Raw genomic sequence first — 23,461 nt, forward strand, 5'->3', positions numbered from 1 at the left:
CGTCAAGCACCGCTTCACGGTGCGGGCGGAGCAACGACGAGCGGGAACGTCAGGACGTGGTCGCGCCGTCCCGGGTGGCGAGATCCCCGTGCCGGGCGCGCAGGTCCCGCTTGAGGATCTTCCCGCTGGGGTTCTTGGGCAGCGCTTCGGCGAACACCACGTACTTCGGGCACTTGTAGCCGGCGAGGTGCTGCCGAGCGTGGGCGAGCACGGCGTCGGTCGTGAGCGCCGCGTCCGGCTTCGGGACGACGACCGCGGTGACCGCCTCGATCCAGTGCGGGTGGCTGATCCCGAACACGGCGACCTCGGCCACCCCGTCGAGGAGGTAGATCGCCTCCTCGACCTCCCGGCTCGCCACGTTCTCGCCGCCCGTCTTGATCATGTCCTTCTTGCGGTCGACGACGGACAGGTAGCCGTCGGCGTCCATCACGCCCAGGTCGCCGGAGTGGAACCAGCCGCCGCGGAACGAATCGGCGGTCTTCTCCTCGTCGGCGTAGTAGCCAAGCGCGGCGTGCGGGCTGCGGTGCGCGATCTCGCCGATCTCGCCCGGCGGTACCGGTTCGCCCGCCTCGTCGACCAGCACCGTCTCCACGTTGATCGCCGCGCGGCCCGCACTACCGGCCTTCGACAGCTGCTCGTGGGGCCGCAGGATGGTTGCGAGCGGGGCCATCTCGGTCTGGCCGTAGAAGTTCCAGAGCTCGACGTCGGGCAGCCGCCGCTGCAGCTCCTTCAACACCTCGACCGGCATCGCGGACGCGCCGTAGTAGCCCTTGCGCAGGCTGGACAGGTCGCGGGTGTCGAAGTCCGGATGACGCAGTAGCGAGATCCACACCGTCGGCGGGCAGAACAGCTTGGTGGCCCGCTCGGACTCGATCGTGGCCAGCAGCGCCGCCGGGTCCGGCCCGGGCAGGATGACGCTCGTCGCGCCCAGGTAGACGTCGACGGAGAAGAAGCAGTCCAGCTGGGCGCAGTGGTACATCGGCAGCGAGTGCACCTCGATGTCGTCGGCGCTCATCCCGCCGTCGATCACGCAGGAGACGTACTGGGCGATCAGCGACCGGCTCGAGAGCATCACGCCCTTGGGCCGCGACTCGGTGCCGGAGGTGTACATGAGCCGCAGCGGGTCGTCGTCGGCGACGGCCACCTCGGGGTCGTCCGCCGGGCCCACCGTCCACCAGTCCGCGACGTCCTCCCAGCCCTCTGCCACCCCGCCGATGCGACCGCGCACGCCCCCGGTCAGCCCGGCCTCGGCCAGCGCCTGCTCCGCGGTGGCGGTGAACGCGTCCTGCGCGACCATCCCGGTGGCCCCGGAGTGGCCGAGGATGAAAGCGATCTCCGAGGGACCGAGCATGAAGTTGACCGGCACGAGGACCACGCCCAGCTTCGCCGTGGCGAACGCGAGCACCCCGAACTCCCAGCAGTTGCGCGACAGCAACGCCAGCCGGTCGCCCTTCGCCACGCCGCGGGCGGCGAGCGCGTTGGCCGTGCGGTTCACCGCGGCGTCGAACTCCGCGTACGTGAACCGGCGTTCGCCGGCCACCACCGCGAGCTTGTCCGGGTACCGCGAGGCGGTGCGCCGCAGCAGGTCGCCGACACCGTGCTGGCGGGCGCGGGCGATCGCGGCGGCGGTGTCAGGGGTGAACGACATGTCCGGATGATGCCGGACCGTCCGCGGGCGGCGCACCTGTCGGATCGTCGCCACGCGCTCTACGGTCAGGCCATGCCCACGATCGTTGACCGGATAGCGCACGCCGACACCGAGCTGCGCGCCTTCGTCGACGAGCCGGGCCGCGCCGAGCGGGTCGCCGCCGAGGTCGACGAGATCGCACGGCGCTGGCCCGACCCCGAGCGCCGCCCGCCGCTCCACGGCGTCCCGCTGGGCGTGAAGGACATCTTCCGGGTCGACGGACTGCCCACCCGCGCCGGTTCCGAGCTCCCCGCCGAGGAGTTCGCCGGGCCCGAGGCCGCCGCGGTGACGCGACTGCGCGACGCCGGCGCGGTCGTGGCAGGCAAGACGGTCACCACCGAGTTCGCCTACTTCGCGCCCGGCCCGACCCGCAACCCGCACCACCCCGAGCACACGCCTGGTGGGTCGAGCAGCGGGTCGGCGGCCGCGGTGGCCGCCGGGCTCGTACCGCTCGCGCTGGGCACGCAGACCGTCGGCTCCGTCATCCGGCCGGCCGCCTACTGCGGGTGCATCGGGTTCAAGCCGACCTACGGCCGCGTGCCCTGTGACGGCGTGATCCCGAACGCGCCGACGTTCGACACGGTCGGGCTGTTCGCCGCCCACCTGCCGCTCGTGACGGCCGCCACCGCGGCCCTCGTCCACGGCCGGGTGGACGTGCCCGCCGACCGGCCGGTGCTCGGCGTCCCCGCAGGCCCCTACCTCGACCAGGCCGAAACCCGTGCACGTGACGGGTTCGCGACGCAGGTCGCGGCCCTGCGCGCGGCCGGGTACGAGGTGCGCGATGTCGCGGCGCTCGACGACATCGCGCAGGTCAACCGGCAGCACATGGTGGTCAACCTCGTCGAGCTGGCTCGCACGCACGAGCCGTGGTTCGACCGGTACGCCGAGCGCTACCGCCCGCAGACCGCCGCGGGCATCCGGGAGGGCCGCTCGACCGACGCCGCCACCTACACCACGGCGCTCGACGGGGTGCACACCTTCCGGCGCACGATGCCCCAGCTCATGGCCGACGCGGGCATCGACGTCTGGATCTGCCCGTCCGCCACCGGCCCCGCCCGGCGCGGCCTGGACACCACCGGCAGCCCCGCGATGAGCGTGCCGTGGACCCAGGCGGGCCTCCCGGCGCTGTCGCTACCGGCGGGCACGGTGGCGCGGGAGCCGGGCGGCCCTGCGCTTCCGGTGGGGCTGCAGTGCGTGGGCCGCCCAGGGGCCGACGAGCGGCTGCTCGCGTGGGCACCGGGCATCGCGGAAGCCCTGAACGATCCGACGAGCGGCGCGTTTGTCGGATAGGTTCCGACGAACGCCCCCTTCGTCGATCACCGGATCTCGTACTCCTCGCCCACCGCGAGCTCGCCCGAGCCCGTTACGTCTGCGTACACGCCTGCGCATGCCCAGGTGCCCAGGCCGGGGATCTCCACGCGGTTGTGCTTGGCGATGGCGCGGAGCGTGTCGGGGTCGCGGGGCAGGTCACCCTGCGGGAGCGTGGTCATCACGCAGCGCATGGTCGGGATGGTGGCGGCGACCGTGGCGCCGCCCGCGAACGCGATCACCCGGCCCGCCCAGTCGTTCTCCACGAAACCGTCGCCCGCCCCGTCGAGCACGATGTTGGGGCGGTAGCGGCGCTCGTCGAACGTGGCGCCGGGCGCGAGCTCGCGGAGCCGCTGCAGCGTGGCCGAGGTGAGCACGTGCAGCACGGCGAGGTCGAAGAACGCCGGGTGCGGCGCCATCGCGGCGAGGTCGAACCGGCTCACGCGCTCCCCGGTGCCCTCGTTCCGCACGTGGGTACCGGCGATGACCGCCTCCGGCGCGAGCCCGTCGATCTCCGGCCACACCTCCTCGAACCCGGCGCCGTCCGGCGGGGTGGCGATCAGCCGGACGTCACGGCCGATGGCGGCGCTCAGCGCGGCGTCGATGCCGGCGTCGCCGCTGTGGTGCACCGAACCGTCGGGGAAGGTGATCTCGACGGACGGCGCAGCGTCGCGCTCCGGCTCCTCGACGCAGCGCGCGGAGAACCCGAGCAGCCCACCCCAGAGACGTGGCACCTTCGCGCTGGCCACGGTGCCGGTCTCGACGTCCAGCAGGGCGTACGAACGGTCGCCGAGCACCCCGCGCTCGTCGATCCGGCAGCGCTCCACCGCCTCGCCGAGCATCGACTTGACCGGGTAGCGGAACAGGGCGCTGACAGCCATCGCAGCGTTCTAGCAGCACCGGCGTGCGCGCGCACCTGTTCAGGCGGTCGGACGCCCCGCCGTCAGGACGCGGGGGCGGTCCTCGGTGATCGCGATCGTGTGCTCGGCGTGGACGGCGCGGCTGCCGTCGGCGGTGCGGATCGTCCAGCCGTCGCGGTCGTGGCGGTACGCGTCGCGGCCACCTGCCAGGAGCATGGGCTCGAGGGCGATCACCAGCCCGGGCCGCAGCGGCAGCCCGCGTCCCGGCCGTCCCTCGTTGGCCACGCTAGGCGCCTCGTGCATGGAGCGGCCCACCCCGTGCCCGCCGTGGTCGGCCAGCAGCCCGTAGCCGCCTGCGCGGGCGACCGTGCCGATGGCGTGCGCGATGTCGCCCAGCCGGGCACCGGGCACCGCCGCCGCGATGCCCGCGGCGAGCGCGCGCTCGGCGGTCTCGACCAGCGCGGCGTCGCGGGGGTCGCCGTCGCCCACGATCGTGGTGAAGGCGGCGTCGGCGCACCAGCCGTCGAGGTGCACGGCGAGGTCGACGCTCAGGACGTCGCCGCGGCGCAGCCGCTCCCGCCCGGGGATGCCGTGCACGACGGCGTCGTTGACGCTCGCGCAGATCACCCCGGGGTACGGGGTGGGCGCCCACGACGGGTGGTAGCCGAGGAAGCTCGGGACGGCCCCCGCGTCGGCGATCAGGTCGGCCGCGAGTCGGTCCAGCTCACCCGTGGTGACGCCGGGTGCGACGTGGGCGCGCACCGCCGTCAGCACGTCGGCCACGATCTTGCCCGCGGCCTCGCACGCGTCCACCTCGGAGGCGGTCTTCAGCTCGATCACATCGATAACTATACCGGTATTAGTATTGGCCGCATGGTGCGCGTCCCGCTGACCCCAGCCGACCGCGAGCGCGGCGAACGGCTCGGCCGACTCCTGCGCGACGCGCGCGGCGACCGCAGCCTGGTCGAGGTGGCCGCTGCCGCCGGGATCTCGGCGGAGACCCTGCGCAAGATCGAGACCGGACGGATCCCCACGCCGGCCTTCTTCACGGTCTCGGCGCTCGCGGCGGCGCTCGACCTCTCCCTCGACACCCTGGCGAGCGCCGCCCGTCCGGAAGCCGCCACGGTGGCGAGCACCGCAGCCACCTGACGCGGCCCGTCCCCTCGTTAACAACTGGTTCGCAACCGCCCGCCTACGTTCCGCGCCATGAGGAAGATCGGGATGGCGGCCCTTGCGGTGGTCGCGCTCGCCGCCTGCAGCGTGGACGGACCCGCGCGGGCACCGAGCCGGTGCGACAGCACCACCGAGACGACCCTGCGGGCGTGGGCGGCGGCGGGTTTCAGCGGCTCGGTCGCCATCGCCGTACGGGGCGCGCCGACCTGTCTCGCCGCCTACGGCCGTGCGGACGACGCGACCGGCGCACCCAACTCCGTGGACACGGTCTTCAGCATCGGGTCGGTGACGAAGGCGTTCACCGCCGCCGCGGCGCTGCGCCTCGTCGACCGGGGCGCTCTGTCCCTCGACACGCGCGTGCGCTCGGTCGTCCCGGAGATCACCAGCACGGTCGGCGACGCGACGGTCCGCCAGCTCATGCAGCACACGAGCGGGTTGAACGGCTCGCACGGCGCCGACCGCGAGCCGCTCGGCCGGGAGGAGGCGATCGCGGCGATCGCGGCCATGGAACCGGCGTTCGCCCCGGGCACGGGCTACGTGTACACGAACGCGGGCTACACGCTCCTCGCGCTGATCGTCGAGGCGGTGTCGGGCACCGGCTTCCGCGACTTCCTCGTGTCGAACGTGCTGCGGCTGCCGGACGGGGACGTCGCCGGAGGTTTCTGGGACGGCGAGCCGAGCGCTCCCGGCCCCCGCGCCACGGGCTACCTGGACGACGGCAGGCCGGGGCACCGCGGCGGCTTCCCCGGTCCGCACTGGGCGGTGGAGGGCAACGGCGGGCTCGCGATGACCACCGGGGAGCTCGCGAGCTGGACGCACGCCCTCTTCACCGGCCGGATCGTGGCGCCCGCCTCGGTGGACCTGATCAGGGGCCCCGGCCACGACCTCGGCGGGGGCCGCTCCGAGACGCCGGGATGGGTGCGTCTCGAGGAGAACGGCGCGGTCGTGCTCGCCACCGCGGGGGGTGGTGGCGACGTGGGCCACAACGCGGTCGTGGCCTGGCTGCCCGGGCGGGAGGAGGTGGTCGCGATGGCGTCGAACCGCCCGGAGCTCGCCGCCGAGGAGCTGCTGCGGCGGCTCCTCCCGGCGCTGGCCGCCGGTGACCCGCTGCCGGCACCGGATCCGCGGCCCGTCGGCGGTGGTCCCGTCGACCCCGCGGCCATGGGCAGGTACCGCCTCGACGGCGGAGGCACCGTGGAGGTCAGGACCGACGGGGACGGGCTCGTGATCTCGGCGGGTGGCGCCGACGCGGTCGCCGCGCTGCTCCCCCCGCGTCCCACCACGCCGGACCGCGAGCTGCGCGCCCACGAGGAGCGCGTGCTCGCGCTGCTGGCCGGCCGGAGCCAGGAGGGCCGGGAGGAACGAGCCGCGATCGAGTCGGACCTCGGGCGGGTCACCGGCGTCTCGCCGGCCGGCACCGTGGTGGACGACGGCGAGCTGCGCAGCTACGTCACGGTCGAGGCGGGCGGGCGCTCGGTGCTCGCCTGGTACGCGGTGAACGCAGAGGGCGGCATCGAGGGAGCCCAGCTGCCCGCCGACCCGCCGTCGCTGCGGTTCGTGGCGGCAGCCGGCGGTGGATATCGTCCGGACGACCCCACCGGCACCGGGCCGGACGTGACGGTCCGGTTCGAGGGCAGCCGGCTCGTCCTGCTCGGGCCGGCCGGTACGGCCACCGCCACCCGGGCGGCGGGCTGACGGCCGTCGCGGGAGGCAGCATGCGGATCCTGGTCGTCGAGGACGATCCCGAGCTGGCCGAGCTCGTCGCCCTCGGCCTGCGCAACGAGGCGTACGCCGTCGACGTGGCTGCCGGCTGCTCCGAGGCCGAGGAGCTGCTCCGCCTGACCGCGTACGACGCGGCCTGCTTCGATCTCAACCTGCCCGACGGGGACGGGCTCGACCTGATCCGGCGCCTCTCGGGGGACCCCGACCTGCAGCGACCGCGGCGCCTGCTCGCGCTGACCGGGCGCGACGCCGTCACCGACCGCGTCGCGGGCCTCGACGCGGGCGCCGACGACTACCTCGTCAAGCCGTTCCACTTCGCCGAGCTGGTGGCGCGGCTGCGGGCCCTCGCGCGCCGCGGCGACGAGACGGGTGCCGTCGTGCGCGTCGGTGAGCTCACGCTCGACCTCGCGACGCACCGGGCCTGGCGTGCGGACACCGAACTGCTGCTCACGGCGCGCGAGTACGCGCTGCTGCGCTACTTCATGCACCACCCCGGCAAGGTGCTCTCCGCGGAGGAGGTGCTCGAACACGTCTGGGACGCGCACGCGAACCCGTTCACCGCCTCGGTCCGGGTGATCCTCAGCCGCCTGCGCAGGAAGCTCGGCGAACCCGGCTTGATCGAGACCCTGCCGTCGGTCGGGTACCGGCTCCGGGTGCCGTCGTGAGCTCCCTGCGCGTGCGGCTCGCCGTGCCGGGCTTCCTCGCGATCTACCTCCCCGCGCTCCTGCTGTTCGGGGTGAGCCGGGCCACTGACGTCGAGGTCGTCGAGGAGGGCGGCACCGAAGCGGCGCACGAGCTCTCGAGCAGCGCGCTGACCTGGACCGGGTGGACCGTGATCGCGCTGGCACCCGCGGCCGCCGCCCTCGCGTGGTGGTGGGCCGGACGGGCCGTCCGCCCCATCGACCTCGTGCGGGCCGTCGCCGACGACATCGAGGGCACCGACCTGGGCCGTCGGATCAACCTCACCCGGGGCCCTGCGGAGGTCGTGGCGCTCGCCGCGAGCTTCGACGCGATGTTCCAGCGCGTCGAACGCGGGGCCGACGAGCAGCGCAGGCTGATCGAGGAGATCAGCCACGAGCTGCGCCGCCCCCTCGCCGTCCTGATGACGAACGCGGACGTGCTCCTCGCCCACCCCGACCCGACCATTGCCGCCTACCGGCAGGGCCTCGAGAGGTCGCGAGCCGCGGCGACGCGCCTGAAAGCGACGATCAACGAGCTGCTGATCGACGCACGCGGCCGCGCCCGCACCATCGACCGCCGGCCGACGGATCTCATGGCGATCGTCCGCAGCGTGCGCGACGAGGCGGCGGCCGGGGGGATCCTGCTGTCCGTCACCGGGCCGGCCAGCGCTCCGTGCGCCGTCGACGGGACGAGCATCCGCCGCGCGGTCTCGAACCTCGTCGAGAACGCGATCCGCCACGCACCCGACGGTTCCGCCGTCGAGGTCGAGGTCGACGTCACCGGCCACGAGGCCGTGGTGACCGTGACCGACCACGGCGACGGGATCCGCGGCGACGACCTCGGGCACGTCTTCGAGCGGTTCTGGCGCGGCCGCCCGGACCGGCCCGGCACCGGGCTCGGCCTCCCGATCGCCCGCCACATCGCGCTGGCCCACGGCGGCGACCTCACCGTGACCTCGCCGGGCCCGGCCGGTGACGGGTGCGTCTTCCGCCTCACGCTGCGGACCGGCCCTCCGGAGCCGGAGCCGGTCAGCCCGCGGTCGACCGGAGCGCGACCAGCCGGGACGCCGCCTCCGTGAGCACCTCGTCGCGCTTGCAGAACGCGAACCTGACGAGCGAGCGGCCCAGCTCCGGGTCGGCGCAGAAGACCGACACCGGCACCGCGGCCACACCCACCCGCTCGGGGAGGCTCCAGCAGAACTCGGCGCCGTCGGTGAAGCCGAGCGGCGTGACGTCGGTGACCACGAAGTAGGTGCCGGCGGTCTCGAACACGGTGAACCCGGCATCGCGCAGCCCACCGGACAGCAGGTCGCGCTTGCGCTGCAGGTCCCCGGCCAGCTGCGAGTAGAAGGAGTCGGGCAGGCCGAGCGCGGCGGCGATCGCCGGCTGGAACGGCGCGCCGCTGACGTAGGTGAGGAACTGCTTCGCCGCGCGGACGGCCGCGACGAGCGGACCCGGCCCGTGCACCCAGCCGACCTTCCACCCGGTGACGGAGAAGGTCTTGCCCGCCGAGGAGATCGTGAGCGTGCGCTCAGCCATCCCGGGCAGGGTCGCCATCGGCACGTGCGGGCGGCCGTCGTAGATCATGTGCTCGTAGACCTCGTCGGTGACGACCACGGCGTCGTGCTCGGCGGCCAGCTCGCCGATCAGCGTGAGCTGCTCGCGGTCGAACACCGTGCCCGTCGGGTTGTGCGGGGTGTTGACCAGCACGAGCCGGGTGCGGGCCGAGAACGCGGCGCGCAGCTCGTCGGGGTCGAAGGCGAAGCCGAGCCCGGACGGCCGCAGCGGCACCGGCCGGATCACGGCGTTGGCCAGCGCGATCGTGGCGGCGTACGAGTCGTAGTACGGCTGGAACGTCACGACCTCGTCGCCCGGCTCGCAGAGCGCGAGCACGGCCGAGGCGATCGCCTCCGTGGCGCCGGTGGTGACGAGGACGCAGTCCGGGTCGACGTCGAGCCCGTAGAAGCGGCGCTGGTGCTCGGCGACGGCGGCGCGCAGCTCGGGCACCCCGATCCCCGGCGGGTACTGGTTGATCCCGGCCTGGATGTTCGCCGCTGCGTCGCTGAGCAGCGACGCGGGGCCGTCGGTGTCGGGGAAGCCCTGGCCCAGGTTGATCGCGCCGGTCCGCAGTGCGAGCGCCGACATCTCGGCGAAGATGGTGGAGGTGTGGGACCGCATGCGTTCGACCAGCATGGGGTGCACGTTACGGCGAGCTGTCGGGGTGCGCTCATACCCTCCGGACATGCCGCTGTCCGAACATGAGCGTCAGGAGTTCCTCGCCGAGCCGCACGTGGCGGCGTTGTCCGTGGCCGCGGGCCCGCAGCGCGCCCCGCTGGTCGTGCCGATCTGGTACCAGTACGAGCCCGGCGGCGACATCTGGTTCCACACGGCGGTCGGCTCGCGCAAGGCGAAGCTGATCGACGCCGCGGGCCGCGTCTCGCTCATGGTCGACGAGGCGGGGGCCCGGGTCCGGTACGTGTCGGTGGAAGGCCCGGTCGTGCGCACCGAGCCGGGCACCTACGAGGACGTGCGCGCGATGACGGCGCGGTACCTGCCCGCGGAACGGGTGGAGCCCTACCTCGAGTTCGCGATGGCCGAGCACGGCGAGCAGGTCGTCTACCACGTCCGGCCGGAACGGTGGCTCTCCGCCGACCTCACCGGCTAGGGCTCACCAGCCGCGCATGTCCACCGCCCACGTCTCCAGCACCGTCTCGCCGCCCACGAGGTGCATCCGCTCGTGCAGGGCGACGGTCGGGTCGACGTGGGCGGGGAGCACGCGCAGCCGGTCGCCGACGCGCACCGGCTCCTCGGGCGCGAACGTCGTGTGCTCGTCGGAGCAGAACCACACCTGGGCGCCCTCGATCGTCGGGAGGCCGTGGTCCATGCCGAGCGACTTGAGGCCGACGTCCACCACCGCGTGGCCCGGCGACACCGAGATCACGGTGCCCAGCACCGAGAGCGCCTGGCCGAACGGGTGGCCGATCCTGCCGTACGCGGTGTCCATCAGCGCGTACGAGCCGGCCTGGATCTCGGTGGCCCAGGTGTTGTCGAGGTAGGTGCCGGTGCCGCCGGCGCTGATGATCTCCCCGCCCACCTCCTCGGCGGCCCGCACCAGTACCGCCATGGCGTCGCCGGTCATCCGGGCGCGGTCGGCCGGGTCGGGCACGAGCATGAGGTGCCCCTCGTAGCCCATCACGCCGCGGACCTGCAGTCCGGCGTCCCGCGCGGCAGCGGCCAGGTCACCGGCCTTCTCGGGTGGGCAGCCGCACCGGGGCAGCCCCACGTTCACGTCCACGAGCACCTCGCGGACGCCACCGGCGGCGGCCGCGGCGATCGTCTCGGGTGAGTCGACGGCCACCGTCACCCGCGCCCCGTCGGCCACCAGCGCGCCGAGGCGGCGGGTGTCGAGCACCTCGTTGGCGAGCAGCAGGTCCGCGCCGAGCCCGGCGGCCGCCATCACCTCGCACTCCCGGACGGTCGCGCACGTGAACCCCTCGTGCCCGTGCGCCGCCTGCCGCCGCGCGAGCGCCGCGGTCTTATGAGCCTTGACGTGCGGGCGCAGCCGCGGGCCGGGCAGGGCGGCGCTCATCGTGGCGAGGTTGGCGTCGAGGACGTCGCGCTCGACGAGCAGGGCGGGCGTGGTGAGATCGGTGATCAGCACGGTCTAGTGTCCCCCGCCGGAAGTCCGCTGCGGACTTCCGGCGGGGGGCACTTGGTGTCCTGTCCCACAGAAGTCGCCGACCCGGAATGCCGCGACGACCTTTCTTCTTGATCGATCAGTGACGCTTGCTCCCGACCGTGTCCAAACCGCCGTTCCGGACACCCGGGTGGATCGCCTCCGGCTCGTCCTTGTGCTCGGCGCGTTCATCGCACTCGGCCCGCTGACCATCGACCTGTACCTCCCCGCGCTCCCTACGATCACCGGGGAACTGCTCACCACCTCGGCGAACGTCCAGCTGACGCTCACCGGCACGCTGCTCGGGCTCGGGCTCGGCCAGCTGGTGATCGGCCCGCTCTCCGACCGGTTCGGCCGCAGACGGCCGCTGATCGCCGGTGCCGCTGTGCACGTGCTCGCATCGCTGCTGTGCATCGTCGCGCCGAACGTCGCAGTGCTCGGCGGGCTCCGCCTGCTCCAGGGCCTGGGCGCCGCCGCGGGCTCCGTGATCGCGATGGCGATCGTGCGCGACCTCTACACGGGCCGCGCCGCAGCCACCCTGCTCTCCCGGCTCATCCTGGTGATGGGAACCGCTCCGGTGCTCGCACCGACGTTCGGGGCCTGGCTGCTCGCGTTCACCTCGTGGCGCGGAGTGTTCGCCGTCCTCGCGCTCTACAGCCTCATCCTCATGCCGATCGCGGCCCGCGCGCTGCCCGAGACGCTGCCCCCGGAACGCCGCGTCACCTCGGGCGTCGTGGGCACCCTGCGCACCTACCGCGGGCTGCTGCGCGACCGCACCTTCGTCGGGCTGGTGCTCGTCGCGGGTCTCGCGATGTCAGCCGTGATGAGCTACGTCTCGGGCGCGTCGTTCGTGTTCCAGGAGCAGTTCGGGTTGAACCAGCAGCAGTTCGGCCTCGCGTTCTCCAGCGGAGCCATCTGGCTGATCCTCGCCAGCCAGCTCAACCCGGTGCTCCTGCGCCGCTTCGAGCCGCGCCAGCTGCTGCTCGGCGCGATCGCCATGGCCGCGACGGCGAGCCTGTTGCTGGTCGCGGTCGCCGTCTCGGGCGTGGGCGGCCTGCTCGGGGTGCTGCTCCCGCTCTGGCTGGTGCTGCTGTCCGTCGGCTTCGGGTTGCCGAACGCTCCCGCGGTCGCGCTCTCGCGGCACGGTGAGACGGCGGGCACCGCGGCCGCACTCCTCGGTGCGACGCAGTTCGGCGTCGGCGCCCTGATCTCACCGATGGTCGGTGTGCTGGGCAACGACGCGGTGGCCATGGGCACGTCGATCGCGGGCGGGCTGGTGCTGTCGCTGATCGTGCTCGTCACCGTGGTCCGCCCGTGGCGGCTCCCGGACCTGGACACCGCGCCCGATGAGGTGGCGGCGACGGCGTCCTGAACCGCCGGAGCACGGCGGCGGTCACCAGGCACCCGGCGGCGGACGCGGAGATCGCGGCCGCCGCGACGAAGCCCAGCTCGTAGCCCGCGACCTGCACCGCCGCGTCGCCGCCCGCGGCCGTCGCGAGCGGGACGAGCACCGCGATCCCCAGCACGTTGCCGACCTGCTCGCACGTGACCAGCAGGCCGGACGCGACGCCCCGCCGGCCCGGGTCGGACGCGGCGGTGCCCTGCGTCGTCGCGGCCACCGACGCCACGCCGAGGCCGGCGCCGAGCAGCACGAACCCGCCGAGCATCGACGGCAGGGCCGGGGCGTCGGGGCCGATCGCCCGCAGCGCGAGCGCCCCGCAGGCGATGACGAGCAGCCCGCCCGCCATCGCCCGCCGCGTGCCCAGCGCCGCCACGACGCGCGGACCGGACAGCGAGCCGGCGACGACCGCCAGGTTGAACGGCGGGAAGAGCAGACCGGCGACCGCCGGGCCGAGGCCGAGCACCCCCTGGGCGTGCAGCGTGCAGAACAGCATCGGTGGCGTGGTTGCCGCCGTGAGCACGAGCGCCACGCCACCTGCGCTCAGCAGGCCGGGCCTGCGCAGCAGCGCCGCACCGAGCAACGGGTCCGCGGCGCGGCGCTCGACGAGCGCGAACGCCGCGAGGAGCCCGGTCGCGACGGCGGCCACCGCGACCGTCGCGGCCGAGAGCCCCACCGTCTCGGCCCAGGTCAGCGCGAGGACGAGGGCGGCAAGGCCCGCGGTGGCCAGCACCGCACCCATGACCTCCGCCGACCCCGACGCGGGTGAGCGACCCTCGGGCAGCAGCCGCCGTGCGAGGAGCGCCGCCGCGGCGCACACCGGCACGTTGACGAGGAAGACCCACCGCCAGTCGAGCCAGCCGCTCACCAGCCCGCCGAGCACCCAGCCGCTGGCCCCGCCGCCGGCGGCCGTCGCGGCCCAGCAGCCGAGCGCCCGCGCCCGCGCGACGCCGTCCGGACGGACGGTGAGCAGCAGCGCGAGCGCGGGCGGGGCGACGAGCGCGGCCCCGAGACCTTGCACGGCGCGGGCGGCCAGCAGGGCGCCCGCCGTCGGGGCCAGCCCGCAGGCCAGCGACGCCAGACCGAACAGGACCATTCCCGTGGTGAACGCCCGGCGCCGCCCCGCCCGGTCCGCCCAGCGGCCGGCGGCGAGCAGGAACCCGCTGAACGTCAGCGTGTAGGCGGTGACGACCCAGCTGAGCGTGGTGGTCGTGATGCCGAGATCGGCCTGCATCGCCGGCAGTGCGATCGCCACGATCGTCACGTCGAGGACGACCACGAACTGGGCGATGCAGAGCAGCGCGACCACCATGCCCGGGCCTTCCCCGGTGTCTGTTACCGCCAAACTTGCTTATGCCGGAAACAAGGTCAGGATCGCGTGCGCACCGCGAACAGCGGGAGGAAGGCCTGCGTGAGCGGGCCGATCGCCAGCGCGTAGAGCACCGTGCCGACCCCGACCGTGCCCCCGAGCAGCCACCCGCACGCCAGCACGGCCACCTCGATGCAGGTCCGCACCAGGCGGACGGACCACCCGGTGCGCGCGGACAGCCCGGTCATCAACCCGTCCCGCGGGCCGGGTCCGAGCCGGGCCCCCACGTAGGCGGCGGTCGCCACACCGTTCAGTACGATGCCCCCCACGAGCAGCGCGATCCGCGCCACGAGCGCGTCCGGGGTGGGCAGCACCGCGAGCGCGACGTCGACGACCGCGGCGATCACGACGACGTTGGCCACCGTGCCGATGCCGGGGCGCTGCCGCAGCGGGATCCACAGCAGCAGCACGACCGCGCCGGTGATCGCGGTGATCGCGCCGAAGCTGAGCGGGGTCTGCCGGGTGAGCCCCTCGTGCAGCACGTCCCACGGGTTCAGCCCGAGGCCGCTGCGGATCTGCATCGCCATGCTCACGGCGTACAGCGCGAGCCCGCCGATCAGCTGCGGCAGCCGGCGGCCGGGGTTGCGGGTGACGGGAATGGGACGGAGGTCGACGACAGCCACCATCCCATCGTGGGTGATGGGCGCGCCGCTGCCGATGGCCAATCCCGCGCAGGTGGACCGGCGCGCGATGATGGCCCTCCTGTCGATGGAGGTCACCGTGCGCAGGTTGTTCGTGCTGATCGGGGTACTGATCGGGATTCCGGCCGGGCTCGTGCTGGGTGTCGGCAGCGCCGGGGCGGAACCTCCGCTGCGCCTGGCCGACCGCGTCACCGACCGGGCGGGCGTGCTCTCGCCGGAGAAGGTCGCGCGGGTCCAGGACGCGGTCGAGCAGCTGCGGGCCGAGAACGGCGTGGACCTCTTCGTCGTCTTCGTCAGGTCGTTCGACGGCGCAGACGGGCAGGAGTGGGCCGACGAGACCGCGCGGCGCTCCCAGCTGGGCACGGAGGACGCGCTGCTCGCCGTGGCCGTCGGCGATCGGGCCTACGGAATCTCGGTGGCGGACGGCTTCCCGATCGACGAGTCCCGGGTGGACGAGATCCGCACCGAGGCCGTCGAACCGCGGCTCTCCGCCGAGGCGTGGGACGGCGCGGCGATCGCCATGGCCGACGGGCTGCGCTCCAGCGGCGGTGGCGGGTTCGGCCTCGGGCTGGCCGTGGTCGGCGGCGCCGCCGTCGTCGGGGCCGGTGCCTATGCACTGCACCGCAGGCGGCGCCGTGCCGCAGAGGCGCCGCCGGCCCCGGACCTCCCGCCCGACGAGTTCGCCGACGTGTCCACCGCCGACCTCGCGTACCGGGCCAGCGCCGCCCTGATCGAGGTCGACGACGCCGTGCGCACCTCCGAGCAGGAGCTCGCGGCGGCGCGCACCCACTTCGGCGCGGACGCCGTGGCGGCGTTCGCCGCCGCGCTGGACCAGTCGCGCGCCGACATGATGCGCGCCTTCACGCTTCGCCAGCAGCTCGACGACGACCAGCCGGAGGACGAGCGCGCGACCCGCGCCATGAACGCCGAGATCATCCGGATCGCCGCCGCCGCGGACGACCGGCTGGACGAGCAGGTGGAGGCGTTCGACGCCCTGCGCGGCCTGGAGGCGCGCGCTCCCGAGTACGTCGGCGAGCTGCGCACCCGGCTCGACGGCGTCCGCGCCCGGCTGCCGCAGGTCGATGCGGCTTGGGAGGCGCTGCAGTTGCGCTACGCGGCCACCGCCCTCGAGCCGGTGGCAGGCGACGTCGACCGGGCGCGGGAGCTGCTCACGGCCGCGGAGGCCGAGCTCGTCGAGGCGCAGGAGAGCGTGGCAGGCAGCGGCCCGGCCGCCGCCGTCGTCGCCGGCCGGGCCGCCGAGGACGCGATCACGCAGGCCGAGACCCTGCTCGACGGCATCGGGCGCCGCGAGTCCGAGCTGGCGGACGCCGCGGAGAAGGTGCCGGCCGCCCGAGCAGAGGTCCAGATGGACCTCGCCGAGGCACGGGCGCTGTCCCGAGAGGCGATCGCCCCGGTCGTCGCCAGGGCGGAGGCCGCGGTGACCGCGGCCGACCAGGCGGCCGCCGGACCGCAGCCGGACCCCATAGCGGCGCTGCGACTGCTGGTCGAGGCCGGGACCGCCCTCGACCAGGGGATCGCCGACGCCCGCGAGGACGCCGAACGCGACCGGAAGGCCGCCGCCGCGCTCGAGCAGGCCGTGCTCACCGCGCGGTCGAGCGTCAGCGCGGCGGAGGACTTCGTCGCCACCCGGCGCGGAGCGATCCGCACGCGGGCCCGCACCCGGCTCGCCGAGGCCCGCCGGCACCTCGAGCAGGCCGGCGGGGCCGACCCGGTGGCCGCGCTCCGGGAGGCCCAGCACGCCGATGCGCTCGCCCGGGAGGCACTGGCGCTGGCCCAGGCGGACGTGTCGCAGTGGTCCCCACCCGGCGCCACCAGCAGCGCGGGCGTCGACCTAGCAGGCCTCGTCCTCGGGGGGATCCTCTCCGGCGCGACCAGCAGCTACCGGGGGCACCGGCGCGGCGGGGGCGGGTTCTCGCCGGGCAGCTTCGGCGGCTCGGCCAGCCGTGGGCGGCGGGGAGGCGGCGGGCGCTTCTAGGGCCTGCCGACGAAGGCCGATCGCCGCCCGCGCGCTTGCGAAGCTCAGCTTCCCGCTCTCGTCGGATCCGCTCCCCCGGCCTGGCGAGCCGCTTCCCGGCGCAGTGTGCGGACGATGTTCGCGACGGCGGGTGGCTGTGGCCCCGGGAAACGGGCCAGGACGACCCGTCGGTGCTCGACCGGGCCCTGCACTTCGACCAGTCGCACGCTCGCCGGGACTGCCTCGGCCATTCCCGCGGGTACGGTGGTGATCCCACAGCCCGCGGCCACCAGTTGGAGCTTGGTGAGCCAGTCCCGAGCGGTGTGAGCGATGCGCGGCCGCCCCGGGAAGCTCGGCCACACCCCCATCCCCGGCTCGCCGGCGCTCGACGGGCTCGCGATCCAGTCCTGGTCGGCCAGGGCCTGGATGTCCGCGACGCCTGCGGCCGCCAAGGCGCTGCCAGCCGGAACAGCGAGCAGCAGCTCCGTGTCGAGGAGGGTCAGGCACTCCAGGGGCGGGGTCTGTTCGTCGAGCGGGCGATGCGGTGGCCGAGACCCCAGGATCGCCAGATCGATCGTGCGCGCCCGCAGGGCGCGCACCAATGCCGGGGTCGACGCCTCGCGTGTCGTGACCCTGATAGCGGGGTGTGTGCGGCGCAGGGCGGCCAACGCACGGGGCAGGATCAGCACGCCGGCGCTGGGGAACGTGCCGAGCCGGACGACGCCGCGGTCGGATGGTAGGCCGCTGAGCTCGCGCTCGGCTGCAGCGACCGCGTCCAGCGCCACCGCTGCGTGCCGCAGCAGGGTCAGGCCGGCCGCCGTCAGGGCGACACCTCCGGGCCGGCGGTCGAACAGCTTCAGCCCAGCGGCACGTTCCAGTGCAGCGACCTGCCGCGAGACCGCGGACTGGGTGTAGCCGAGCTCTGCGGCGGCGGCTGTGAAGCTGCCGCGTTCGGCCACCTCGCGCAGCACCCGCAGACCCATCAGCGACGGCTCCATGACGTTCATGCATACCCCGTGTTCCAGACTCTCGCTAGCCGCATGGGGTGTCGGGACCTAGCGTGAATGGCATCAGGCGCGCATCGATGAGCGCGCGATCATAATTCCCCATTCACCAGGAGCTCCTCATGCCGTTCGTCGAGATCTACCTTCGCAAGGGAAAGACGCCGGAATACCGCAAAGCCGTCTCCGAGGCGGTACACGATTCGATGCGGCAGGTGTTCCAGATCCCCGAGGACGACTTCTTCCACGTCGTCCACGACCTGGAGCCTGGCGACATGCTGCATCCGCCCACGTTCTTCGGCATCGAGCGCAGTGCGAACACCGTGATCATCCGCATGACGTTCAACCGGCGGCCCCCGGCGCAGAAGGCGGCATTGTTCGAAACCGTCGCCGACCGCCTCGTGGCCGCCGTGGGGATGCGCCGCGAGGACATCCTGATGACGGTCCTGGAGACCGCCGCGGAGAACTGGTGGGTGCACGGTCGGATCGTCGATCCCGACACCGGCTTCGACATCCGGATGAGCCCCGAGGCAATGGCAGCCGGCCAGACCGGTTGAACACGCTGGTCCGGGTCGCGGTCCCCGCCCCGGCCCCGGTGGCCGGCCGTTCGGCGATCACACCGGGGTGACCCGCACCCCCACGACCCGCCGGTCCGCGGGCGAGACCTCGTGCACCGGGCCCGTGAGCTCCACCTCGCCCGTGAGCACCGGGTCCGCGCAGCTGCGCCCGACGAACAGGCGGACGGTGCCCGGTTCGACCACCCGCACCATGCTCCGGTCGGTGAAGGCCAGCCGCTGGGTGGGCACGTCGAGCTCGACGTCGGCACTCTGCCCCGGCTCCAGGTGCACGCGGGCGTAGCCGAGCAGCTGCGCCACCGGACGGGTCACGGAGGCGACGACGTCGGTGGCGTAGAGCTGCACGACGTCGGCACCGGCGCGGTCGCCGGTGTTGGTGACGCGGCAGCTCGCCACGATCGCCCCGTCGGTGGGCACCTGCGACGCCGCGACCCGCAGGTCGGTGTGGGTGAACGTCGTGTAGGACAGCCCGTGCCCGAAGGGCCGGACCGGGGCGGTGGCGAGGTTGCTCACCGAGCTCGCCCCGCCCAGCGGCGGGTGCAGGTAGCTGTAGGGCTGGGCGCCGACCGAGCGCGGCATGCTGACCGGCAACCGGCCCGACGGGTTGATCCGCCCCGAGAGCACGCCGGCCACGGCGGCGGCGCCTTCCTGGCCGGGGAAGAACGCCTGCACGACCGCGGCGCACCGCTCCAGCGCCCAGTCGACTGCGTACGGGCGGCCGGTGAGGAGGACCAGCACCACGGGGGTGCCGGTCTCCAGCAGCGCCTCGACGAGCCCGCGCTGGACGCCGGACAGGTCGAGCGAGTCGGCGTCGCACCCCTCGCCGGAGGTGCCGCGACCGAAGAGGCCCGCGCGGTCGCCGACGACTGCCACGCACAGCTCGGCGTCCCGCGCGGCGGCGACGGCCTCGGCGAAACCGCTGGTATCCGCGGTGTCGACGTCCGCGCCGCGCGCGTGCATGATCGCGGCGGCCGGCAGCTCGGCGCGCAGCGCGTCCAGCACGCTCGCGATCTCCAGGCCCGGCTCGACACCCTCGTGCAGCGAGAGCACGTGGTTGAGGAAGCTGTAGCAGCCGAAGAGCGCCGCCGTGTCGTGGGCGTTCGGTCCGACGACGGCCACCCAGGCGGGCGCCGCGAGCGGCAGCGTGCCGTCGTTGGAGAGCAGCACCACCGACTCCTCGGCCAGGCGGGCCGCTAATGCACGGTGCTCGGGTGGGTCGAGGTCGATGGCGCCAACCTCGGCGTAGTCCTCCGGGCGGCGGTCGAGCAGGCCCAGGAGCGCCTTCTGGCGGAGCACCCGTTCCAGCGCCCGGTCGACGAGCGACTCCGGCAGCGCCCCGGACCGCACCCGTTCGGCGAGGGGCTCGAGGAAGGCGTTGCCGGTGGGCAGCTCCACGTCGATGCCGGCGGCGAGGGCCTGCGCGGCGGCGTCGCCGAGGTCGGCCGCGACCTCGTGCAGGGTGTGCAGGAACGCGACGGAGAAGTAGTCGGCCACCACCGTGCCGGTGAACCCCCACCGGTCCCGCAGCACGCCCGTGAGCAGGTTGGCGTCGGCGGCCACCGGCAGCCCGTCGATCTCGGCGTAGGAGTTCATGACCGAGCCGACGCCGCCGTCGAGGACCGCCATCTCGAACGGCGGCAGCAGCACGTCGGCCACCTCGCGCGGCCCGGCGTGCACCGGGGCGAGGTTGCGGCCGGCCCGCGAGGCCGAGTAGCCGACGAAGTGCTTGAGCGTGGCGACGATGCCGGTGGACTGCAGACCGCGCACGTACGCGGTGCCGATCGTGCCGACGACGTACGGGTCCTCGGAGATGCACTCCTCGACGCGGCCCCACCGCGCGTCGCGCACCACGTCCAGCACCGGGGCGAGCCCCTGGTGCACGCCGAGGCTGCGCATGGACGCGCCGATCGCGGCGCCCATCTGCTCGACGAGCGCAGGATCGAAGGCGGCGCCCCAGGACAGCGGCGCCGGGAAGGTGGTCGCCTTCCACGCGGCGAGCCCGGTGAGGCACTCCTCGTGCACGAGTGCCGGGATCCCGAGGCGGGTGTGCTCGACCAGCCAGCGCTGCTTCGCCGCCAGGGCCCGCGCCCCGTCCACCGGGTCGACGGGGGCCGTGCCGAACGGTCGGGTGAGCTGGCCGAGGCCGTGGGCCGCGAACGCTTCGAGCCCGACCTCGTCGGTCTGCATCGCGTCCTGCATCGGGGCGACGTCGCCGCCGTCGCCGGACCCGCCGCGGCCCTCCCAGAGCGCGACCAGCTGGGCGAGCTTCTCCTCGAGCGTCATCTCCGCGATGAGCTCGGCGACCCGGGAGGCACGGGGGGACGCCTCGGTGCTCATTGACACCCTTCCTCGGATCCGAAAGTTTCCGACACTTGCGATTCGCGGCGCCGACGGTAGGTTCGGGCCGGCCGCGCGTCAAGCCACTTGTTCGTCCGGGGAGGACAGCGATGCCCAGCCGTCGCGTGACGATCGCCGAGATCGCGGCTTCCGCGGGCGTGTCGGTACCCACCGTCTCGAAGGTCCTCAACGGCAGGGCGGACGTGTCGGAGACCACACGCAGGCGCGTGCAGCAGGTCATGATCGACCGCGGGTACCAGCGCCGGACGTCCGGCGGGCAGCGTCCGGTCGGCCTGATCGACATGGCCGTGCCCGGCCTGGACTCGCCATGGGTCGTCGACGTGCTGCGCGGCGCGGAGGCCGAGGCCCGCAAGGCCGGCAGCCAGATCGTCGTCACGTCGACGGAAAGGGCGCCCGCAGGCGACCGGTGGTGGCTCGACCGGCTGGCCACGCGCCGCTCCGACGGGCTCGTACTGGTGGTCAGCGAGGCGGCCCCGGAAACGGTCGAGCAGCTCGCCGCGCTGCGCACGCCAGTGGTGCTCCTCGATCCCGTGGGCGGCAGCGACCCCTCCTACGCCACGGTCGGGGCCACGAACTGGGCTGGCGGCCTCTCGGCCGTCGAGCACCTCGTCTCGCTCGGCCACCGCCGGATCGCCGCGCTTTCCGGACACCCCCGGCTGGCGTGCAGCCAGGAACGGGTGGAGGGCTACCGCGCCGGGCTCGGCCGGGCCGGCATCCCCGTTGACGAACGCCTCGTGCACTTCAGCGACTTCCGCACCGGTGCCGGGCAGGCAGGCGCCCGCGCGGTTCTCGACCAGCCCGACCCGCCGACCGCGATCTTCGCCGGCTCCGACATGCAGGCCTTCGGCGTCTACAAGGAGGCGGCGGCGCGCGGGCTGCGCATCCCGGAGGACCTCAGCGTCGTGGGCTTCGACGACATCGCGTTCAGCGAGCTGACGACCCCACCGCTCACGACGGTCCGCCAGCCGCTGGCCCGGATGGCCGCGGAAGCGGTCCGCCTGCTCCTCGACGCGGGCGACGGCATGCCCGGCCCGCCGCGGCGCGTGGAGCTGGCGACGCACCTCGTCGTGCGCGGGAGCACGGGGCCGGTCGCGCGCTGAGGCGCTACTCGACCACCGGACGTCGGCGGGTGGCTACCGGACCCCGCCGCGGGGGCTGGGCAGCCGGGTCTCGAAGTCGATCAGGCCGGCCCAGCTCGGGCGGACCCCGATCCGGGCCGTCCGGGTGCCGGGCTGCTGGGCCGACGCGACGAACGACGCTGCCGCCTCCTCACCGAGGTACCGCCGGGCCGCCTCGACGTGCTCGGCGGCGAGACCGTCGACCTCCGTCACGACCGCTCGTCCCCTGATCAGCAGCACGTCCGGTACGGCGTCGTCGGTGTCGATCGTGATTGCCACGTCCGGGTTCCGCCGCAGCACGTCGACCCGCCGAGTCGGATGGCGCACCCCGGGACCGGCCAGGAACGTGCACATCACGATCTCGGTACCGGTCCAGGTGAACCAGGTCGGGAGCACCCGCGGCGTGCCGTCGGTCCAGACGAGGGCGAGGCGGGCCGGTATGGACGACGCCAGCAGCCGGCGAGCGGGCGCGGAGTCGAGCAGGCGCAGGTCTCCCTGGGGAAGGCTCATGCCCTGACGACGAACGGCTCGCGATCACATCGACAGGGCACGAGGATGGAAGAAGGAGTATAGTTGCCTACTGGCAAGCAACTATACGGAGACCACATGGCAGTGATCGGCGAGCGAGCGCTCGCCCCCCTCGACGCACTGCGCCGCCAGACCTTCGCCTCCCTCTCCACCCCGAACTACCGCCGCTTCATGACCGGCCAGGCCGTCTCGATGGCCGGCACCTGGATGCAGACGATCGCCCAGTCCTGGCTGGTCCTGCAGCTCACCGGCTCGGCCACCGCCGTGGGGCTGGTCGTCGCGCTGCAGACGCTGCCGATCCTGCTCTTCGGGCCCTACGGCGGCGTGGTCGTCGACCGCCTCGACAAACGCAGGCTGATGATCGGCCTGCAGTCCGCCATGGGCGCGCAGGCCCTCGTGCTGGGCGCGCTGGTCGCCACCGGTTCGGTCCAGCTGTGGCACGTCTACGCGCTCGCCTTCGGGCTGGGCGCCGTCAGCAGCCTGGAGAACCCGGCACGACAGACGTTCGTGCTCGAACTGGTTGGGCCGGTCAACCTGCGCAACGCGGTCAGCCTCAACTCGGTGCTCGTGAACGTCGCCCGCGCGGTCGGGCCCGCCTTCGCGGGGATCGTGATCGCCACCGGGGGCATCGCCCTCTGCTTCCTGCTCAACGCGGTCAGCTTCGCCGCGGTCATCGCCTCCCTGCTGCGGCTCGACCTCGCCGCCCTCACCCCGACGACGCCCGCTCCCCGCGCGCCCGGCCAGCTGCGGGAGGGCTTCGACTACGTCCGCCGCACACCGGGGCTCGCGGTGCCCCTGCTGGTGATGGCCTTGGTCGGGTGCCTCGCATTCGAGTTCCAGGTGGTGCTCCCGATCGTCGCCAGCGAGACGTTCGCCGGCGACGCCAGCACCTACGGCTTCCTGACGGCCGCCATGGGCGTCGGCGCCGTGATCGGCGGACTGTGCATGGCCGCGTGGGGCCGCACCGGGCTGTGGGCCCTGGCCGCCTCCGCGGCGGCGTTCGGCCTGGCGATGCTCGCCACCGCGCTCGCCCCGACCCTCGGCTTCGCGCTGCTCGGCATGGGGCTCGTCGGAGCGGCGAGCGTGGCGTTCCAGTCCGCGGGCAACAGCACCCTCCAGCTGACCGCGGACCCGCGCATGCGGGGCCGCGTCATGGCGCTGTGGGCCGTGGCGTTCCTGGGCTCGACGCCGATCGGCGGCCCGATCGCGGGCTTCGTCAGCCAGCAGTTCGGCGGACGGGCCGGCCTCGCGCTCGGAGCGGTGGCCTGCCTCGCGGCCGCTGCGCTGACGGCGCTCGTCGCGCGGCGGGGGCAGGAGCAGCCGACGGACGAGCGGACGGCCGAGTGAGGGATCGCCGAATGGACACAGCTCAGCCTCAGTGTGGGCAGTCC

Annotated in this window: 21 protein-coding genes; 11 read left to right on the plus strand and 10 right to left on the minus strand. The window is 74.0% G+C overall.

Annotated features, from left to right (window positions below; genetic code table 11):
* Positions 1-49 precede the first annotated feature (49 nt).
* Positions 50-1,648: an acyl-CoA synthetase gene (locus FB388_RS35445; protein WP_142107034.1), complete on the minus strand. Its 1,599-nt coding sequence runs from the start codon at positions 1,646-1,648 to the stop codon at positions 50-52.
* 72 nt (positions 1,649-1,720) lie between these two features.
* Here FB388_RS35445 and FB388_RS35450 point away from each other — a divergent pair, with 72 nt between their 5' ends.
* Entirely contained in the window at positions 1,721-2,977 is a 1,257-nt protein-coding gene (locus FB388_RS35450) for an amidase (protein WP_211362433.1), read from the plus strand.
* A gap of 26 nt (positions 2,978-3,003) precedes the next feature.
* Here the strand turns inward: FB388_RS35450 and FB388_RS35455 are convergent, their stop codons facing one another.
* Together FB388_RS35455 and map are read right to left on the minus strand one after the other, a co-directional pair.
* Positions 3,004-3,876 carry an MOSC domain-containing protein gene (locus tag FB388_RS35455; RefSeq protein ID WP_142107036.1) on the minus strand — a complete coding sequence of 291 codons (873 nt, stop codon included), beginning with the start codon at positions 3,874-3,876 and terminating at the stop codon, positions 3,004-3,006.
* A gap of 39 nt (positions 3,877-3,915) precedes the next feature.
* The gene (gene map, locus FB388_RS35460) at positions 3,916-4,695 is read right to left on the minus strand and encodes a type I methionyl aminopeptidase (protein ID WP_142107037.1); all 780 of its coding nucleotides are present in this window, start codon (positions 4,693-4,695) and stop codon (positions 3,916-3,918) included.
* A 33-nt stretch (positions 4,696-4,728) separates the two neighbouring features.
* On the opposite strand from map, the gene FB388_RS35465 reads away from it, so the two are divergent.
* The 4 genes from FB388_RS35465 to FB388_RS35480 are packed head-to-tail and all read left to right on the plus strand — an operon-like array spanning position 4,729 to position 8,509.
* Positions 4,729-5,004: a helix-turn-helix domain-containing protein gene (locus FB388_RS35465; protein ID WP_142107038.1), complete on the plus strand. Its 276-nt coding sequence runs from the start codon at positions 4,729-4,731 to the stop codon at positions 5,002-5,004.
* A 57-nt stretch (positions 5,005-5,061) separates the two neighbouring features.
* Entirely contained in the window at positions 5,062-6,723 is a 1,662-nt protein-coding gene (locus FB388_RS35470) for a serine hydrolase domain-containing protein (RefSeq protein WP_142107039.1), read from the plus strand.
* A gap of 20 nt (positions 6,724-6,743) precedes the next feature.
* The gene (locus FB388_RS35475) at positions 6,744-7,415 is read left to right on the plus strand and encodes a response regulator transcription factor (protein WP_142107040.1); all 672 of its coding nucleotides are present in this window, start codon (positions 6,744-6,746) and stop codon (positions 7,413-7,415) included.
* Positions 7,412-8,509: a sensor histidine kinase gene (locus FB388_RS35480; RefSeq protein ID WP_142107041.1), complete on the plus strand. Its 1,098-nt coding sequence runs from the start codon at positions 7,412-7,414 to the stop codon at positions 8,507-8,509. The genes FB388_RS35475 and FB388_RS35480 overlap by 4 nt, the downstream gene beginning before the upstream one ends.
* Here FB388_RS35480 and FB388_RS35485 read toward each other — a convergent pair.
* Entirely contained in the window at positions 8,460-9,623 is a 1,164-nt protein-coding gene (locus FB388_RS35485; protein WP_142107042.1) for a pyridoxal phosphate-dependent aminotransferase, read from the minus strand. The genes FB388_RS35480 and FB388_RS35485 overlap by 50 nt on opposite strands.
* Positions 9,624-9,672: 49 nt before the next feature.
* On the opposite strand from FB388_RS35485, the gene FB388_RS35490 reads away from it, so the two are divergent.
* A complete protein-coding gene (locus FB388_RS35490; protein ID WP_142107043.1) occupies positions 9,673-10,095 on the plus strand; it encodes a pyridoxamine 5'-phosphate oxidase family protein in 423 nt (140 codons plus the stop codon).
* 3 nt (positions 10,096-10,098) lie between these two features.
* Here the strand turns inward: FB388_RS35490 and FB388_RS35495 are convergent, their stop codons facing one another.
* A complete protein-coding gene (locus tag FB388_RS35495; RefSeq protein WP_142107044.1) occupies positions 10,099-11,091 on the minus strand; it encodes an alanine racemase in 993 nt (330 codons plus the stop codon).
* A gap of 166 nt (positions 11,092-11,257) precedes the next feature.
* Here FB388_RS35495 and FB388_RS35500 point away from each other — a divergent pair, with 166 nt between their 5' ends.
* Positions 11,258-12,478: a multidrug effflux MFS transporter gene (locus FB388_RS35500; protein WP_246122695.1), complete on the plus strand. Its 1,221-nt coding sequence runs from the start codon at positions 11,258-11,260 to the stop codon at positions 12,476-12,478.
* On the opposite strand, the gene FB388_RS35505 is transcribed toward FB388_RS35500, so the two are convergent.
* Positions 12,405-13,817, minus strand: a complete 1,413-nt coding sequence (locus FB388_RS35505; RefSeq protein WP_142107046.1) for an MFS transporter — start codon at positions 13,815-13,817, stop codon at positions 12,405-12,407. The two genes, FB388_RS35500 and FB388_RS35505, sit on opposite strands and share 74 nt — an antisense overlap.
* Before the next feature lie 56 nt (positions 13,818-13,873).
* Positions 13,874-14,500, minus strand: a complete 627-nt coding sequence (yczE, locus tag FB388_RS39765; RefSeq protein WP_170225982.1) for a membrane protein YczE — start codon at positions 14,498-14,500, stop codon at positions 13,874-13,876.
* Positions 14,501-14,513: 13 nt separating this feature from the next.
* Between yczE and FB388_RS35515 the strand changes: the two genes are divergently transcribed.
* The gene (locus FB388_RS35515) at positions 14,514-16,511 is read left to right on the plus strand and encodes a TPM domain-containing protein (RefSeq protein WP_211362434.1); all 1,998 of its coding nucleotides are present in this window, start codon (positions 14,514-14,516) and stop codon (positions 16,509-16,511) included.
* A gap of 44 nt (positions 16,512-16,555) precedes the next feature.
* On the opposite strand, the gene FB388_RS35520 is transcribed toward FB388_RS35515, so the two are convergent.
* Positions 16,556-17,497 (minus strand): LysR family transcriptional regulator, encoded by a 942-nt coding sequence (locus FB388_RS35520; protein WP_142107047.1) that lies wholly within the window; start codon positions 17,495-17,497, stop codon positions 16,556-16,558.
* Between the two features lie 119 nt (positions 17,498-17,616).
* On the opposite strand from FB388_RS35520, the gene FB388_RS35525 reads away from it, so the two are divergent.
* Positions 17,617-18,048, plus strand: a complete 432-nt coding sequence (locus FB388_RS35525) for a tautomerase family protein (RefSeq protein ID WP_142107048.1) — start codon at positions 17,617-17,619, stop codon at positions 18,046-18,048.
* Between the two features lie 57 nt (positions 18,049-18,105).
* Here the strand turns inward: FB388_RS35525 and FB388_RS35530 are convergent, their stop codons facing one another.
* Complete coding sequence (locus FB388_RS35530; protein WP_142107049.1) at positions 18,106-20,403, minus strand: beta-xylosidase/alpha-l-arabinosidase; 2,298 nt, start codon at positions 20,401-20,403, stop codon at positions 18,106-18,108.
* Positions 20,404-20,513: 110 nt separating this feature from the next.
* Here FB388_RS35530 and FB388_RS35535 point away from each other — a divergent pair, with 110 nt between their 5' ends.
* Positions 20,514-21,524: a LacI family DNA-binding transcriptional regulator gene (locus FB388_RS35535; protein ID WP_142107050.1), complete on the plus strand. Its 1,011-nt coding sequence runs from the start codon at positions 20,514-20,516 to the stop codon at positions 21,522-21,524.
* A gap of 33 nt (positions 21,525-21,557) precedes the next feature.
* Here FB388_RS35535 and FB388_RS35540 read toward each other — a convergent pair whose 3' ends face one another.
* The gene (locus FB388_RS35540; RefSeq protein WP_142107051.1) at positions 21,558-22,052 is read right to left on the minus strand and encodes a pyridoxamine 5'-phosphate oxidase family protein; all 495 of its coding nucleotides are present in this window, start codon (positions 22,050-22,052) and stop codon (positions 21,558-21,560) included.
* Between the two features lie 96 nt (positions 22,053-22,148).
* Here FB388_RS35540 and FB388_RS35545 point away from each other — a divergent pair, with 96 nt between their 5' ends.
* Positions 22,149-23,417 carry an MFS transporter gene (locus FB388_RS35545; protein WP_142107052.1) on the plus strand — a complete coding sequence of 423 codons (1,269 nt, stop codon included), beginning with the start codon at positions 22,149-22,151 and terminating at the stop codon, positions 23,415-23,417.
* Positions 23,418-23,461 lie beyond the last annotated feature (44 nt).

The sequence above is a fragment of the Pseudonocardia cypriaca genome (assembly GCF_006717045.1).
In the GTDB taxonomy this organism is placed as follows: domain Bacteria; phylum Actinomycetota; class Actinomycetes; order Mycobacteriales; family Pseudonocardiaceae; genus Pseudonocardia; species Pseudonocardia cypriaca.

Coding starts and splice junctions, on each gene's coding strand:
- FB388_RS35455 (WP_142107036.1), bottom strand. CDS start 3,876: ATGGCTGTCAGCGCCCTGTTCCGCTACCCGGTCAAGTCGATGCTCGGC.
- FB388_RS35525 (WP_142107048.1), top strand. CDS start 17,617: ATGCCGTTCGTCGAGATCTACCTTCGCAAGGGAAAGACGCCGGAATAC.
- FB388_RS35520 (WP_142107047.1), bottom strand. CDS start 17,497: ATGAACGTCATGGAGCCGTCGCTGATGGGTCTGCGGGTGCTGCGCGAG.
- FB388_RS35475 (WP_142107040.1), top strand. CDS start 6,744: ATGCGGATCCTGGTCGTCGAGGACGATCCCGAGCTGGCCGAGCTCGTC.
- FB388_RS35505 (WP_142107046.1), bottom strand. CDS start 13,817: ATGGTGGTCGCGCTGCTCTGCATCGCCCAGTTCGTGGTCGTCCTCGAC.
- FB388_RS35470 (WP_142107039.1), top strand. CDS start 5,062: ATGAGGAAGATCGGGATGGCGGCCCTTGCGGTGGTCGCGCTCGCCGCC.
- FB388_RS35515 (WP_211362434.1), top strand. CDS start 14,514: ATGGGCGCGCCGCTGCCGATGGCCAATCCCGCGCAGGTGGACCGGCGC.
- FB388_RS35530 (WP_142107049.1), bottom strand. CDS start 20,403: ATGAGCACCGAGGCGTCCCCCCGTGCCTCCCGGGTCGCCGAGCTCATC.
- FB388_RS35485 (WP_142107042.1), bottom strand. CDS start 9,623: ATGCTGGTCGAACGCATGCGGTCCCACACCTCCACCATCTTCGCCGAG.
- FB388_RS35445 (WP_142107034.1), bottom strand. CDS start 1,648: ATGTCGTTCACCCCTGACACCGCCGCCGCGATCGCCCGCGCCCGCCAG.
- yczE (WP_170225982.1), bottom strand. CDS start 14,500: ATGGTGGCTGTCGTCGACCTCCGTCCCATTCCCGTCACCCGCAACCCC.
- FB388_RS35450 (WP_211362433.1), top strand. CDS start 1,721: ATGCCCACGATCGTTGACCGGATAGCGCACGCCGACACCGAGCTGCGC.
- FB388_RS35535 (WP_142107050.1), top strand. CDS start 20,514: ATGCCCAGCCGTCGCGTGACGATCGCCGAGATCGCGGCTTCCGCGGGC.
- FB388_RS35545 (WP_142107052.1), top strand. CDS start 22,149: ATGGCAGTGATCGGCGAGCGAGCGCTCGCCCCCCTCGACGCACTGCGC.
- FB388_RS35465 (WP_142107038.1), top strand. CDS start 4,729: ATGGTGCGCGTCCCGCTGACCCCAGCCGACCGCGAGCGCGGCGAACGG.
- FB388_RS35490 (WP_142107043.1), top strand. CDS start 9,673: ATGCCGCTGTCCGAACATGAGCGTCAGGAGTTCCTCGCCGAGCCGCAC.
- FB388_RS35540 (WP_142107051.1), bottom strand. CDS start 22,052: ATGAGCCTTCCCCAGGGAGACCTGCGCCTGCTCGACTCCGCGCCCGCT.